Source organism: Aminobacter anthyllidis, from assembly GCF_018555685.1.
Taxonomy (GTDB): Bacteria; Pseudomonadota; Alphaproteobacteria; order Rhizobiales; family Rhizobiaceae; genus Aminobacter; species Aminobacter anthyllidis.
Map to the genome: position 1 here is coordinate 24,238 of NZ_JAFLWW010000017.1, position 13,331 is coordinate 37,568.

General features: G+C 64.5%; 14 protein-coding genes. 4 read left to right on the forward strand and 10 right to left on the reverse strand.

The genetic code is table 11. The annotated features are described in order from the left end of the window. The first annotated feature begins 30 nt into the window (after positions 1-30). Positions 31-2,409, forward strand: a complete 2,379-nt coding sequence (locus tag J1C56_RS31590; protein ID WP_275945197.1) for a long-chain fatty acid--CoA ligase — start codon at positions 31-33, stop codon at positions 2,407-2,409. A 92-nt stretch (positions 2,410-2,501) separates the two neighbouring features. Here the strand turns inward: J1C56_RS31590 and J1C56_RS31595 are convergent, their stop codons facing one another. The 3 genes from J1C56_RS31595 to J1C56_RS31605 form a co-directional block, all read right to left on the reverse strand. Next, positions 2,502-3,131 (reverse strand): HAD-IA family hydrolase, encoded by a 630-nt coding sequence (locus tag J1C56_RS31595; protein ID WP_214393867.1) that lies wholly within the window; start codon positions 3,129-3,131, stop codon positions 2,502-2,504. Positions 3,132-3,204: 73 nt separating this feature from the next. Then, on the reverse strand, positions 3,205-3,975 hold the full coding sequence (map, locus tag J1C56_RS31600; RefSeq protein ID WP_214393917.1) for a type I methionyl aminopeptidase: 771 nt from the start codon (positions 3,973-3,975) through the stop codon (positions 3,205-3,207). Position 3,976: 1 nt separating this feature from the next. Further along, positions 3,977-4,183 (reverse strand): ParD-like family protein, encoded by a 207-nt coding sequence (locus J1C56_RS31605; protein WP_214393868.1) that lies wholly within the window; start codon positions 4,181-4,183, stop codon positions 3,977-3,979. 365 nt (positions 4,184-4,548) lie between these two features. On the opposite strand from J1C56_RS31605, the gene J1C56_RS31610 reads away from it, so the two are divergent. Then, positions 4,549-5,742 carry a TCR/Tet family MFS transporter gene (locus J1C56_RS31610; protein WP_214393869.1) on the forward strand — a complete coding sequence of 398 codons (1,194 nt, stop codon included), beginning with the start codon at positions 4,549-4,551 and terminating at the stop codon, positions 5,740-5,742. A 913-nt stretch (positions 5,743-6,655) separates the two neighbouring features. Here J1C56_RS31610 and J1C56_RS31615 read toward each other — a convergent pair. Both J1C56_RS31615 and J1C56_RS31620 read right to left on the reverse strand, forming a co-directional pair. Continuing rightward, positions 6,656-7,108, reverse strand: coding sequence for an SRPBCC family protein (locus tag J1C56_RS31615; RefSeq protein WP_214393870.1), 453 nt, complete (start codon positions 7,106-7,108; stop codon positions 6,656-6,658). Positions 7,109-7,180: 72 nt separating this feature from the next. Then, a complete protein-coding gene (locus tag J1C56_RS31620) occupies positions 7,181-7,921 on the reverse strand; it encodes a class I SAM-dependent methyltransferase (RefSeq protein WP_246592251.1) in 741 nt (246 codons plus the stop codon). Positions 7,922-8,121: 200 nt separating this feature from the next. Between J1C56_RS31620 and J1C56_RS31625 the strand changes: the two genes are divergently transcribed. Further along, positions 8,122-9,924 (forward strand): IlvD/Edd family dehydratase, encoded by a 1,803-nt coding sequence (locus J1C56_RS31625; RefSeq protein ID WP_214393871.1) that lies wholly within the window; start codon positions 8,122-8,124, stop codon positions 9,922-9,924. A 29-nt stretch (positions 9,925-9,953) separates the two neighbouring features. Here J1C56_RS31625 and J1C56_RS31630 read toward each other — a convergent pair whose 3' ends face one another. From J1C56_RS31630 to J1C56_RS31650, 5 genes are all read right to left on the reverse strand, one after another. After that, positions 9,954-10,238: a hypothetical protein gene (locus J1C56_RS31630; protein WP_214393872.1), complete on the reverse strand. Its 285-nt coding sequence runs from the start codon at positions 10,236-10,238 to the stop codon at positions 9,954-9,956. Positions 10,239-10,254: 16 nt separating this feature from the next. Beyond that, on the reverse strand, positions 10,255-11,025 hold the full coding sequence (locus J1C56_RS31635) for a DUF899 domain-containing protein (RefSeq protein ID WP_246592253.1): 771 nt from the start codon (positions 11,023-11,025) through the stop codon (positions 10,255-10,257). Positions 11,026-11,111: 86 nt separating this feature from the next. Next, positions 11,112-11,558, reverse strand: coding sequence for a GFA family protein (locus J1C56_RS31640; RefSeq protein WP_214393874.1), 447 nt, complete (start codon positions 11,556-11,558; stop codon positions 11,112-11,114). Between the two features lie 104 nt (positions 11,559-11,662). Next, the gene (locus tag J1C56_RS31645; RefSeq protein WP_214393875.1) at positions 11,663-12,124 is read right to left on the reverse strand and encodes an SRPBCC family protein; all 462 of its coding nucleotides are present in this window, start codon (positions 12,122-12,124) and stop codon (positions 11,663-11,665) included. Beyond that, on the reverse strand, positions 12,108-12,467 hold the full coding sequence (locus J1C56_RS31650) for an ArsR/SmtB family transcription factor (protein WP_214393876.1): 360 nt from the start codon (positions 12,465-12,467) through the stop codon (positions 12,108-12,110). Before J1C56_RS31650 ends, J1C56_RS31645 begins: the two co-directional genes overlap by 17 nt. 130 nt (positions 12,468-12,597) lie before the next feature. Between J1C56_RS31650 and J1C56_RS31655 the strand changes: the two genes are divergently transcribed. Beyond that, entirely contained in the window at positions 12,598-13,308 is a 711-nt protein-coding gene (locus tag J1C56_RS31655) for a DUF6065 family protein (protein WP_214393877.1), read from the forward strand. Positions 13,309-13,331 lie beyond the last annotated feature (23 nt).

Genomic DNA, 13,331 nt, shown 5'->3' on the forward strand with positions numbered 1-13,331 from the left:
CGGTAACAAGAACAACCCAGGGAGGCTGCATTGGCTAAATCGACCGGCAAGGCAAGCACGGCAAAGACCGCAACCACGAAGGCGGCCACCAAGCCAGCCGATACGACCAAGCTCGAAACCAAACCGGCAGCCAAGGCGGCGGCACCAAAGGCAGCGCCTGCCAAGGCAGCGACGGCCAAGACGACGGCGCCGAAAGCCGCACCCGCCAAGGCCACGGCCGCAGCGCCGGCAAAGGCTTCTGCGGCGCCGAAGCCCAAGGCCCAGCCAGGCAAGCCCGCCGCCAAGCCGGCTCAGAAAACCGAAGCAAAGCCTGCCGCCGCTGCTGCGAAGGCCACGCCGGCCGCAGCCAAGTCGACGACGTCCAAGCCAGCGGCCGCCAAGCCCGAGGCATCCAAGCCAGCGGCTGCGAAGCCTGCAACCAAGACCGAAGCCGCCCCGGCCAAGGCAAAGGCTGCAGCGCCAAAGCCGACCGCCAAGGCTGCCGCGACCAAGACCAAGACCGCCGTCGCAAAACCGGCTGCCGCCAAGCCCGCCGCATCGAAGGCCGAGGCCCCGGCACCCAAGACCGCAGCCGCCGCCCCGGCCAAGATTGCCGAGATGCCCGCGGCCAAGGCGAAGCCCGCTGCAAAGTCAGCGCCGGCAAAGCCTGCCGCCAAGGCAGCTGCCGCAAAGCCCGCACCGGCGGCAAAGGCTGCACCCGCGGCCAAAGCCGCGGCACCCGCCAAGACAGTAGCCGCAAGGTCCGGCGCCAAGCCGTGGCTGGAGAGCTATCCGGCCAACGTGCCGGCCGAGATGCCGCCGCTCGCCCACAGCTCGATCGGCGATCTGCTCACCGAAGCCTGCCGCCAGTATGCCGGCCGCCCGGCCTTCTCGTGCATGGGCAAGTCGATGAGCTATGGCGAGCTCGAGCGCATGTCGACGGCATTCGCCGCATGGCTGCAGTCCAAGGGCCTCGCCAAGGGTGCGCGTGTCGCCATCATGATGCCCAACGTGCTGCAGTATCCGGTCGCCATGATGGCGATCCTGCGCGCCGGCTACACCGTGGTGAACGTCAACCCGCTCTACACGCCGCGCGAACTCGAGCACCAGCTCAAGGATTCAGGCGCCGAGGCCATCATCATCCTCGAAAACTTCGCCACCACACTCCAGGCTGTAGTTGCCAGGACCCAGGTCAAGCATGTCGTCGTCGCCTCGATGGGCGAAATGCTCGGGCTCAAGGGCCTGCTGGTCAATCTGGTCGTGCGCCGCGTCAAGAAGCTGGTGCCGGCCTGGTCGCTGCCCGGCCACGTCAAGTTCATGGCGGCGCTGAAGGAAGGCTCCGGCCTCAGCTTCAAGCCGGTCGCGGTCAAGGCCGACGACATCGCCTTCCTGCAATATACCGGCGGCACGACAGGCGTCTCCAAGGGCGCGATGCTGATCCATTCCAACGTGCTCGCCAACGTCGCCCAGCTGGCGCTGTGGGTCGAGGACGCCTACACGGTCAGGCCCAAGCCGCCGCACCTGACCTTCGTCTGCGCGCTGCCGCTCTACCATATCTTCGCGCTCACGGTGAACGCGCTGATGGGCATGCAGCAGGGCGCGCTCAACGTTCTCATCCCCAACCCGCGCGACATCCCCGGCTTCGTCAAGGAACTGGGCAAGTTCCAGTTCAACATCTTCCCCGGCCTCAACACGCTGTTCAACGCGCTGACCAACAACGAGGACTTCCGCAAGCTCGACTTCTCGGGCCTGATCCTGTCGCTCGGCGGCGGCATGGCGGTGCAGCGGCCGGTGGCCGAGCGCTGGAAGAAGGCGACCGGCAACCACATCACCGAAGGCTACGGCCTGTCGGAAACCTCGCCGGTGGCGACCGCCAACAAGTGCTCGTCGCCCGACTTCACCGGTACCATCGGCCTGCCCCTGCCCTCGACCGACATCGCCATCCGCGACGAGGACGACAACGACATGCCGCTCGGCGAGGTCGGCGAGATCTGCATCAGGGGGCCGCAGGTGATGGCCGGCTATTGGAACCGCCCCGACGAGACCGCCAAGGTGATGACCTCGGACGGCTTCTTCAAGTCGGGCGACATGGGCTTCATGGACGAGCGCGGCTTCACCAAGATCGTCGACCGCAAGAAGGACATGATCCTGGTCTCGGGCTTCAACGTCTATCCCAACGAGCTCGAGGACGTCGTTGCCCAGCATCCGGGCGTGCTCGAGGTCGCTGCCGTCGGCGTGCCGGACGAGCATTCGGGCGAAGTGCCCAAGCTGTTCGTCGTGCGCAAGGATCCCGACCTTACCGTCGAGACGCTGATCGCCTACTGCCGCGAAAACCTCACCGGCTACAAGCGGCCGAAATACATCGAGTTCCGCACCGAACTGCCGAAGACCAATGTCGGCAAGATCCTCAGGCGCGAATTGAGGGGCTGAGGCCAAGCTCCATCCGAACGTGACGGCCACCGTGGAAACTCCACGGTGGCCGTCTCGCTGTGTCCGATAAGGTGGTTTGCCGAGGTGCCGGATCAGGCCGTCAATTTCGCGACAAGATCGGCATAGTCGTCAAAAACAAGATCGGGCCCTTGGGCGCGTAAAGTTGCACCCGTGTTGTAGCCGAAGGTCACCGCTCCCGAAGCGATGCCGGCGCCTCGTGCCGCTTCGATGTCGCGGACCTCGTCGCCGATGGCGATGGTGCGCCGCTTGTCGGCGCCCAGGTGCCTGATGGCGGCCTTGAACATCGCCCCCTTGCCCCAAAGCGACGCGCCGCACTGGAAGTGACTGACATGAACCGCAGCCGCCCCAAGCGTCCGGCGGATGGTCGGTTCAGTGTTGGAGCTGACGATGGCGACGCTTATGTTTTTTGCGGCAAGGCTCGCGAGCATGGCTTCGACGCCAGGGAAAAGTGCCACCGCATCGCGGCTCTCCGCGCTCAGCTTGCGCATATGCATGGCGATCGCCGGCAGCTTCCATTTGGCGACGCCCAGGCGGGCAACGATCTCGCGCGTACCAAGCGCGCGCAGTTCGTCGATCTCGTTTTCGGCGACCTCGCGAAAGCCGAACTGCCGCGCGGTCTGGTTGAGCACCGAGCAGAACCACGGAAAGCTGTCGGCCAGCGTTCCGTCATAGTCGAAAATCGCAAGGGAAAAGGAAGACATCGCACCGCCACCATGAACGCCGCGTCACTGCCTCAGTGTGGTTTCGGCGTCAATGCCGGCTGCGGCATGGCCGTCACCCCGGCATCCGCGCCTCGTCGCGGCGTAGGGTCAGGACCTCGACGCCGGTCGCCGTGACGGCGACCGTATGCTCGAACTGGGCCGAGAGTTTCCGGTCGTTGGTCACGACGGTCCATCCGTCGCTTCCGGTCGAAACCTTGCGGGTGCCCTGGTTAACCATTGGTTCGATGGTGAAGACCATGCCCTCGCGCAGCTTCATGCCTGTTCCCGGCTTCCCGAAATTGAGCACCTGCGGTTCTTCGTGCATCTCGCGGCCGATGCCGTGCCCGCAATATTCCCGCACCACCGAATAGCCGTTCCGCTTGGCATGCCGTTCGATGGCAAAGCCGATGTCGCCGAGATGCGCACCCGGCCGAACCTGCCTTATGCCTTTCCACATCGCCTCCTGCGCCACCCGCACCAGCCGGGTCGCCGCGGGCGGGGCGTTGCCGACAAGGTAGGTCTTGCTCGAATCGGCGATGTAGCCGCCTTTCTCCAGCGTGATGTCGAAGTTGACGATGTCGCCGTCCCGGATGATCTCCTGCCCATTGGGCACGCCGTGGCAGACCACGTGATTGATCGAGCAGTTCAGCACATGCTTGAAGCCATACTGCCCCTTGCTGGCCGGACGGGCGGCAAGGTCGACAGTGATGAAGCGCTCGACAAGATCGTTGACCTGCAATGTCGACATGCCGGCAAGCTCCTGCTCGTCCAGCATCTCGAAGACGGACGCCAGCATCCTGCCCGCCACGCGCATCAGCGCCAGTTCGTCCGCCGTCTTGACCATCTCAGGCGACCGCCAGATCCCGGACATGCACTTGCGCCGCCGCAAACTGCATCTTGACGATCTCGTTGAACGACAGCGTCGGATTGGCCTCGGCCAGCATGCCGATCTTCATCCAGAACTCGGCCTGCGCATTGATCGACCGGCACATCACCGTGCTCGCCCGCCTGATTTCCTCATGCAGGTCCTCGTCGATTTTCACGATGCCCATGAACGTCTCCTGAAACGAATATACGTACCATATATGTTTCGTATATCGCGCGGTCAATCCGCTACAAGGACGTGGCGGACCCATTGTTGCACGCATGCCGAGCAAGAAGACTGTTGCCGCGCACCACCACATGACGTAAAGGGAACCCGTCGCGAAAAGCGACCGCTTCCCTTGATCCGCTCAGTGGCGGAGTAAACAGGTGGATGAATAGTCGTCCAGGCGGTCAAGCATAAGCACCCATGCCGTTTCGAGCGTGGGTCGCCAGCGGCTCCCGAAAATCATCCCGCCTGACACCAATCAGGCCCCATTGCGAGCACCCGTCGGCGCCAGGCGCCGCTGCACGCTTGCGTCCATTGGAGTCCGCCATGAGCAAGCCGCTCATCGTCATCTTTGTTGCCGTCGTCCTCGATGCCATCGGCATCGGCCTCATCTTTCCGATCCTGCCCGCACTTTTGCGCGACGTCACCCACGCCGAAAATGTCGCCGCCTACATCGGCGTCATGACAGCGCTCTACGCCGCCATGCAGTTCGTCTTCGCACCCGTCCTCGGTTCGCTGAGCGACCGGCTCGGCCGCCGCCCGGTGCTGCTGATTTCGCTCGCCGGTGCCGCCGTCAACTATCTGTTCCTGGCTTTCGCCCCCAGCCTGTGGATGCTGCTGCTCGGCCGCGCCATTGCCGGCCTGACCAGCGCCAACGTCTCGGTGGCGACGGCCTACATCACCGATATTTCCGCCGAGCATCAGCGCGCCCGCCGCTTTGGCCTGTTCAACGCCATGTTCGGCGCAGGCTTCATCATCGGACCGGTGCTGGGCGGTGTGCTCGGCGACCATTGGCTGCGCCTGCCCTTCATCGCCGCCGCCCTGCTCAACGCCTGCAACCTCTTGCTGGCCTTCTTCGTCCTGCCGGAATCGCGCACGCCCAGCCGGGAGAAGATCGACCTCGCCGCCCTCAATCCACTTCGGCCGCTGCGCTGGCTGTTTTCGATGAAGAGCCTTTTGCCCGTCATCTTTGTCTTCTTCATCTTCAGCGCCACCGGCGAGGCCTATGGCACCTCCTGGGCCCTATGGGGCAGCGATGCGTTCCAGTGGAACGGGCTGTGGATCGGCCTGTCGCTCGGCACGTTCGGCGTTTGCCAGGCCCTCGCCCAGGCGTTCCTCCCCGGCCCTGCGGTCAAGCTGCTCGGCGAGCGCGCGGCCATCCTCGTTGGCATCGCCTGCGCCTGCGTAGCACTGGTCGTCATGGCCTTCGCCACCAAGGGCTGGATGATCTTTGCCATCATGCCGCTCTTCGCCCTCGGCGGCATCGGCGTGCCGGCGCTCCAGTCGCTCGCGACCCGACAGGTCGACGAGAGCCAGCAAGGGCAATTCCAGGGCGTCATGGCCTCGGCGCTCAGCCTGGCCTCGATCGCAGCACCGCTGGGCTTCTCCAGCTTCTACTTCCTCGTCCGCGCCCAATGGCCCGGCGCGATCTGGCTGTCGGTCATCGCCGTCTACGCGCTCAGCGTACCGCTGGTGCTGGGTTTGAGGTTCAGGGAGGCGGCGCCGGTTGCGGCGATGTAACGGGCGGAGATCGGCAGGGCTGCGATGTGTGGAGATGTTTTCCACGCTCTCGCGTTTTGCCGCGCAGAAACGCTCGCAGCATCTGCACGGTCGCGATCCTTCGCACTCCCCTCAGCCCTGCCGGGCATCTCCCCCACAAGGAGGGAGATCAGGCCGTCATCTGCCCCCGCAGCCAACCGTCTACTTCACCAGAACCGTCGGGCTTTTCCGTACAATTTCGCAGGACGAGCGCCATCGGCGACGCGACTAATCTCCCTCCTTGTGGGGGAGATGGCCGGCAGGCCAGAGGGGGGTGCGAAGGAACGAGACGTGGAAGGCTGGCCTCGTAAAGCGCAAACCAAACCGTCACCAGCTGTCACCATCCCGCGTGGACAGCCGCTGCCATTTCTCCACGCCCTGAAAACCTCCCGTACAATCCACTCCAGTTTCTCCCGCGGGAACGCCGGTCGCGACGGTGGTCAGCGGGGAGGAACCGGCGCCTCCGGCGGCGAGCCAACGTAGCTCGTCGCCCGGGGAGGTTCCGCCAAAAGGTTCCCCTCCCGGGACTACGCCCGGGGTGCGCTGGACGAGCGCTAGTGGGGCAAGGCGCAAATGCCATGCCTGCGGAAGCGGAACGGGCGGAAACAGAAATCGCCGGCGGGGCGCGAGGTTCGCGCCACATACTCACATTCGGCAGGCTCGGCCTCGCGCCCCGCTTCCCGAACTTTTCTCCCAACACGGGAGCGTTCTTTGACAAAGGCCAGACCGGAAACGGGGCGTGGCGGTGAATAAGCTTGGTCCCTTCGCCCCGCTTGCGGGGAGAAGGTCCCGGCAGGGGGATGAGGGGCAGCGCAAACTGATGAAAAGATGGCGCTGCCCCTCACCCGGCCCTTCGGGCCACCCTCTCCCCGTAAACGGGGCGAGGGAAATCCTCTTACGCTCCGCCCACCTTCTCGCCGAAGGTCGAGAAGAACTGGCCGGCCAGCTTCTTGGAGGTCGAGGTGATCAGGCGGCTGCCGAGTTGGGCGATCTTGCCGCCGACATCGGCCTTGGCCTCGTATTTGAGGATCGTCGCATCGGGCCCGTCCTCGGTCAGCGTGACGTCGGCGCCGCCCTTGGCGAAGCCGGCGATGCCGCCCTTGCCTTCGCCAACGATGGTGTAGGAGTGCGGTGGCTTGAGGTTCTTCAGCGTCACCTCGCCGGTGAAGGTCGCCTTGATCGGCCCGATCTTGAGCACCACCTTGGCGGCCATCTCGGTCGGCGAAGTCATCTCCAGGCTTTCGCAGCCGGGGATGCTCTCCTTGAGCACGGCGGGATCATTGAGCGCTTTCCACACCACCGCGATGGGTGCCGCGATCTTTTCTTCGCCTTCGATCACCAGAGCCATGCGAAATCCTCCCGAATGCCGATCCTTGAGGGGTATCGCAGCCTCCGGCGCTTGTCCATCGCGCCGCCCGGGTCAGCCCTTGTGGCCGATCGGGATGATCTCGCGCATATCAGGCGCGTATGGAGCGCCCTGCCAGCTGCCGAGCCAGCGGTCGACGACGAGCCCGGCCTCGGCCATGACAGCGGCGAGCGGCTCCTGCGCCGGAAAGGCAATGCGCGACCGGGCATGGAACTGCCGCCCGTCAGCCGGGATGCGGTAGAAGGTGTCATAGCTGACGATGCCGCTCGCCTCGTCCCGGACGGCGTCGTTCCACGCCTCGACGGCGCCGAAGGTCGGATGCTCGATGATGCGCCGCGAATCGTCAGGCCCCCACTCCAGCCATTCCCTGGCCAGCGGATTGCGGCTGTCGAAGATGAAGCGTCCGCCAGGTGCGAGATGAGCCGCAATGGTGTCGAGCGCGGCGCGCTGGTCCTCGGCTGTCAGGAACACCTGGAAGGCATGGCCGGTCAGAAGCACAAGGTCGAAGCTCTTGCCGAGGCGCAGCGAACGCGCATCGCCCTCGACCCATTCGACACGATCGCCGCCGGGGCGCTTGCGGGCGACATCGAGCATGGCAGGCGCGGGGTCGGCGCCGGTGACGGCACGGCCGTTGGCCAGCATTGCCGTCAGCGCGCCGGTGCCGCAGCCGAGGTCGAGAACGCTGCCGGCATCGCCGACGAACCGCATGATGAAGTCGACGTCGTCGCCGCCCTCGTTTTCGAGGTCGTAGAACTGGACAAGCTCGGGGTCGATGTAGAGGCGATCGTCGATCAAGGCACTGCTGCTCCCATGCTGGCGGGCGCATTCATATCATCGCAGCGCCGGGAGAGAAGCCTTGCATGCCGGACCAGTTGCCGGGTGAAAGTTGCGCCACGGCACCTCGCGGCGGCATCCCGCGCGGTGCGCCCTTCGTCGCTCTTGCAGCTGTTTGGTCCTTGCCATAACGATGCAGGTCCGGATTTCGGGAGGAATTGATGGCCGGCCAAAAAACGACGAAGAAGCTCCGTTCGCAGGAGTGGTTCGACAATCCCGACAATCCCGGCATGACCGCGCTCTATCTCGAGCGCTACCTGAATTTCGGCCTGACGCGCGAGGAGCTGCAGTCGGGCAAGCCGCTGATCGGCATCGCCCAGACCGGCTCGGACCTGTCGCCTTGCAACCGCCATCACATCGAGCTGGCCAAGCGGGTGCGCGACGGCATCGTTGCCGCCGGCGGTGTGCCGTTCGAGTTTCCCTGCCACCCGATCCAGGAAACCGGCAAGCGCCCGACCGCCTCGCTCGACCGCAACCTCGCTTATCTCAGCCTCGTCGAAGTGCTGTACGGCTACCCTCTCGACGGCGTGGTGCTGACCATAGGCTGCGACAAGACCACGCCGGCACTGCTGATGGCCGCCGCCACCGTCAACATCCCGGCGATCGCCCTGTCTGTCGGCCCCATGCTCAATGGCTGGCACAAGGGCGAACGCACCGGCTCGGGCACCATCGTTTGGAAGTCGCGCGAAAAGCTCGCGGCCGGCGAGATCGACTACGACCAGTTCATGGACATCGTCGCATCGTCGGCGCCGTCGGTCGGCTATTGCAACACCATGGGCACGGCAACGACGATGAACAGCCTGGCCGAAGCACTGGGCATGCAGCTGCCCGGTGCCGCCGCGATCCCCGCGCCCTATCGCGAGCGCGGCCAGATCTCCTACGAGACCGGCAAGCGCATCGTCGACATGGTGCGCGAGGACCTGAAGCCCTCCGACATCATGACCCGCGAGGCCTTCGAAAACGCCATCGTCATCAATTCGGCGATCGGCGGCTCGACCAATGCGCCGATCCATCTCAACGCCATCGCCCGCCATCTCGGTGTGCCGCTTACCAATGACGACTGGCAAAAGGTCGGCCACCATGTGCCGCTTTTGGTAAATTTGCAGCCAGCCGGCGAATATCTCGGCGAGGACTACCACCATGCCGGCGGCGTGCCTGCCGTCGTCGCCGAGCTGATGAAGGCCGGCCTGTTGCCGCATCCAGACGTCATCACCGCCAACGGCAAGACCATGGGCGAGAATTGTGCCGCCGCCGAGAATATGGACCCCAAGGTCATCCGCTCGGTCGCCGACCCGCTGAAGAAGGATGCCGGCTTCATCAACCTCAAGGGCAACTTGTTCGACAGCGCGATCATGAAGACCAGCGTGATCTCGCCCGAGTTCCGCGACCGCTACTTGTCGAACCCCAGGGATCCGGAAGCCTTCGAAGGCACCGCAAAGGTGTTCGACGGGCCGGAGGACTATCACGCCCGCATCGACGACCCGGCCGAGAACATCGACGAGAACACGGTGCTGTTCATGCGCGGTGCAGGCCCCGTCGGCTATCCCGGCGGCGCCGAAGTGGTCAACATGCAGCCGCCGGCCTACCTGCTCAAGCGCGGCATCCACTCGCTGCCCTGCATCGGCGACGGGCGCCAGTCGGGCACCTCGGGTTCGCCGTCGATCCTCAACGCCTCGCCCGAGGCTGCCGTCGGTGGCGGGCTGGCGCTGCTGAAGTCGGGCGACCGGGTGCGCATCGACCTGAAGAAAGGCACCGCCGACATTCTGGTCACCGACGACGAGATCACCCGCCGCCGCGCCGAACTGCAAAACAATGGCGGCTATCACTATCCGGCGCACCAGACGCCGTGGCAGGAAATCCAGCGCGGCATGGTCGACCAATTGTCGGAAGGCATGGTGCTGAAGCCGGCGGTGAAGTACCAGCGCGTGGCGCAAACCAAGGGTATCCCGCGCGACAATCATTAGGCGCGGAGACCAGGGCGCAAGCGCCTTGGTCAGTCGAGCCGCGACAGCAGTTGCCCGTTCGGACGGCGCGCGGACGCGCCGTCGCAGATTGGCTGGGCCCAAATCTCGGCCAGAACCGTGCGCCGATGCGCCTCGGCGCGTTCGGCATAATGCTGGAAATGTTGCGCGGCAGCGGCGGTCCCGGCGCCAAGGGCCAAGGCCGCGGCAACAGCCGCAACCCATCGCGCCCAGCGATGCCAGCCAGACGCCGCTCCCAACAAGCGGCGCCAGGCTGCAACAACAGCGATGATCAGCGCTCCAATGGCGCAGCACATCGGCGTTGCTCCCTGCTCATGCGTGCTTGCCGCAGCCGCAATCGGCCGGGTGGTAGCGTCCGGTCATCTCGACGGTGCCGCCTTTGCCATACATGTCGTGCGGCCTCACCCAGTCGGCGAGGAGATAGAACGGCCCGTTCTCGTTGCGGCCCTTCGGCATCACGTCGAGAAAACCATAAGCCCCGAGGAACTGCTCGCCGCCACGGCCGAAGGTCGAATAGGTGTGGTAGATCTGGCCGTCATCGTCCTTGTAGAAGACGCTGTCGCCGGACAGATCCTCGATCTCGAAGTCGAGCGGCGTGAAGTTGTAGACCGCCTTCTTCGCCGCAAATTGCGCGGGTGTGTAGGAGACGTTGAAGTCGTAATTGAAGTCGCTGCCGAAGGAAGAGACGAAGTTGAAGCGCCAGCCCATGCGCCGCTTCAGCACCTCGATCTCGGCCAGCGGCGCGCGCGCCACCGCGACATAGGTGACGTCGTGGTTTTCGAGATGCACCAGCACGCCTTCGGCGTTGTCGACCTCGAACGAGCAGCCGACGCAGTGGTGGACTTGGCCCGGGCCCATCATGAAATGCTTGATGAACAGCTGGCTGCGGCCATCGAACAGGTCAGACAGCGAAAGCCGGCCATCGGGGCCGTCGAAATAGTACTGCTTGTCGATCTTCACCCAGGGCAACTGGCGCCGCTCGGCGCTCAACTCGTCGCGCGCCCTGGTCATTGCTTTTTCCTTGGCGAGCAGCGCCCGGCGCGCTGCCACCCACTCGTCTCGGCTTACGATTTCATGCTGCATTTCACGCTCCATCGTTTGGACACAGGTTTCCCATCGGCTGCCGAATGGCAGCCGACATACTCGGCTTCAAACTATCAGTGTCTGGGCTAGAGGTAGGAGGTCACCGCTGGCGGCCGGTCCCAGGCATCGTTCCTGCCGTCCTCGTAGGTGATCGGCACTGCGGCCAGCTCCTCTGGCGTGACGCCGTCGAGGCAGGCGATGTTGACGGCGACGAAATCGCCCATCGGCTCGAAACTGGCAGTCGCGAAGGGATGAACACCGCAGCGGCTACAGAAAGTGTGGCGGATCTCAGCACCGTCGAAGCGATATTCGGTCAGCAACTCCCGGCCCGACGAGACGCGGAAGCCGGCGGGACGGGCAAAGCCCTTCCAGAAGCGCGTCTTGGCGCACCACGAGCAATTGCAGCGGAAGCTCGACGTCCACCAGACGCCGTCGAGCTCGGGTTTCGAACGCTGCCCCACGGGCGCAAGATCGAGCTGGCATTCGAAATGCACCGCCCCGCAATGGCAGCTGCCGCGATAGGATTTCAGCATATCATGTCTCCCAGGCATGGCTCATCGTTCCGAGGATTGGCTACGATCCCCGGCAGGCATTGGTTTCATTAGGCGCGTAACTGGCGCGTTTGGCGCGCGAAGGGTCAGACCACGGGTCGGCCGGCGAGCGCATCGGCCAGGCGATCGAGGCATTCGCCCCAGCCTCCCAGATGCGAGTCGCGGGTCTCGATATCGAGGAAAGGCTCCTGCCGGAAGGTCAGCCGCGTGCCGTCACCTTCAGCTTTCAGCGTCACCGTCACCAGCGTCTGCCAGTCTGGATCGTGATCCCAGGCGAAGGTGAAGACAATCAGCTCGTTGTCGACGATCTCGCGAAAGATGCCCGTCATGCCATCCTGGACATCGCCATGGATCAGCAGATGGTAGCTGCCGCCTTTACGGAACTCGAGCTTGTTGCAGCTCGACGTGAAGCCCTTCGGCCCCCACCAGCGCGTCAGGTGCTCCGGGCTCGACCACATCCTGAAGACGAGCGCTGGCGGAGCGTCGAAAACGCGAGAGAACTCAAGCGAAAGCGACTGTGCGGCGACGGTGTCAGTTCTTGCGGTCATCGGGACCTCCCTTCGGTTTGGCTGTCTGCAATTCCTTCAGATAGTCGGCCATGCGGTCGAAGCTCGCATCCCAGAAGCGGCGGTAGTGCTCGACCCAGTTGGCGATGTCCTTGAGTGGCGCGGCCTCCAGCCGGCACGGTCGCCACTGCGCCTCGCGGCCGCGGCTGATCAGCCCGGCACGCTCCAGCACCTTGAGGTGGCGCGAGATGGCCGGCAGGCTCATGGCGAACGGTTCGGCGAGTTCGTTGACCGTCGCCTCGCCCTGGGCGAGCCGAGCAAGGATGGCGCGCCGGGTCGGGTCGGCGAGCGAAGAGAAAGTGGCGTCGAGGCGATCGTCCATCATTTTATTTAGCAGTCTTGTTAATTAACTTATTTGCTAAATACGACTGCAAAGGCGCCCTGTCAAGAGTGCCGATACGGACGGAATAGAACCCTGGTTTGCACGTTCTCCCGCCATCACGCAGGAGATCCCGATGTTTTCATTTTCGCCCAAGCCGCGCTCGATCCGCTTTCTGTGCCGTCCCGAAGATGAAGGTGTCATTCCGCCGCCGGTGCCGGCCAAGACCTTCCTGCCCGACTGGTTTCGCAAGTTGCCGGCGGTCGACCCGGCCAAGCTCTCGACAGGCGACAGCGGGCTGACCATCAAGCGCTGCATGCCGTTTCTCGATGCCATGTCCGCCGGCTGGATCATCAGGCTGCAGGCAACGGTGCGGATGGAAATCTCGGACGGCGGCAAGAAGGTTGATACGGCCTGGGATTTCGATCGCACGCTGGTCAGCAATCACGGTGCGCACCAGGTCGCCGGCAACCCACGCCAGCCGGCACCGCCGTGCAAGTTCCACAACTACTGGACCGTTCGCACGCCACCGGGCTGGAGCTGCCTGTTCGTGCAGCCGCTCAACCGGCCGAACGGTATTTTCGAGCTGGTGTCGGGCGTGGTCGACACCGATACCTATACGGCCGAAATCCACTTCCCGTTCTTCGCCACCGGCGCGGACGGGCTGCATATCATCGAAAAGGGCGCGCCGATTGCGCAGGTCATTCCGTTCGAACGCAAGGCGCTGGAGCTGTCAGCCGACATCCGCGCCGAGCGGGAAGACGAAAAGCAGGACCGCACCCGCGTCTTCCGCAACACCATCGCCTCCGACGGCTGGTACAGGAAGATGGCGCGGGCACTGCGCTAGAAATCGGTTCCGAAGGAAACGAA

What these genes read in the sequence shown, in the direction of transcription:
- J1C56_RS31640 (WP_214393874.1), bottom strand. Translation starts at nt 11,558, where the DNA reads ATGCTGAAATCCTATCGCGGCAGCTGCCATTGCGGGGCGGTGCATTTC.
- J1C56_RS31615 (WP_214393870.1), bottom strand. Translation starts at nt 7,108, where the DNA reads ATGGCTCTGGTGATCGAAGGCGAAGAAAAGATCGCGGCACCCATCGCG.
- J1C56_RS31650 (WP_214393876.1), bottom strand. Translation starts at nt 12,467, where the DNA reads ATGATGGACGATCGCCTCGACGCCACTTTCTCTTCGCTCGCCGACCCG.
- J1C56_RS31645 (WP_214393875.1), bottom strand. Translation starts at nt 12,124, where the DNA reads ATGACCGCAAGAACTGACACCGTCGCCGCACAGTCGCTTTCGCTTGAG.
- J1C56_RS31595 (WP_214393867.1), bottom strand. Translation starts at nt 3,131, where the DNA reads ATGTCTTCCTTTTCCCTTGCGATTTTCGACTATGACGGAACGCTGGCC.
- J1C56_RS31635 (WP_246592253.1), bottom strand. Translation starts at nt 11,025, where the DNA reads ATGCAGCATGAAATCGTAAGCCGAGACGAGTGGGTGGCAGCGCGCCGG.
- J1C56_RS31610 (WP_214393869.1), top strand. Translation starts at nt 4,549, where the DNA reads ATGAGCAAGCCGCTCATCGTCATCTTTGTTGCCGTCGTCCTCGATGCC.
- J1C56_RS31625 (WP_214393871.1), top strand. Translation starts at nt 8,122, where the DNA reads ATGGCCGGCCAAAAAACGACGAAGAAGCTCCGTTCGCAGGAGTGGTTC.
- J1C56_RS31655 (WP_214393877.1), top strand. Translation starts at nt 12,598, where the DNA reads ATGTTTTCATTTTCGCCCAAGCCGCGCTCGATCCGCTTTCTGTGCCGT.
- J1C56_RS31630 (WP_214393872.1), bottom strand. Translation starts at nt 10,238, where the DNA reads ATGTGCTGCGCCATTGGAGCGCTGATCATCGCTGTTGTTGCAGCCTGG.
- map (WP_214393917.1), bottom strand. Translation starts at nt 3,975, where the DNA reads ATGGTCAAGACGGCGGACGAACTGGCGCTGATGCGCGTGGCGGGCAGG.
- J1C56_RS31605 (WP_214393868.1), bottom strand. Translation starts at nt 4,183, where the DNA reads ATGGGCATCGTGAAAATCGACGAGGACCTGCATGAGGAAATCAGGCGG.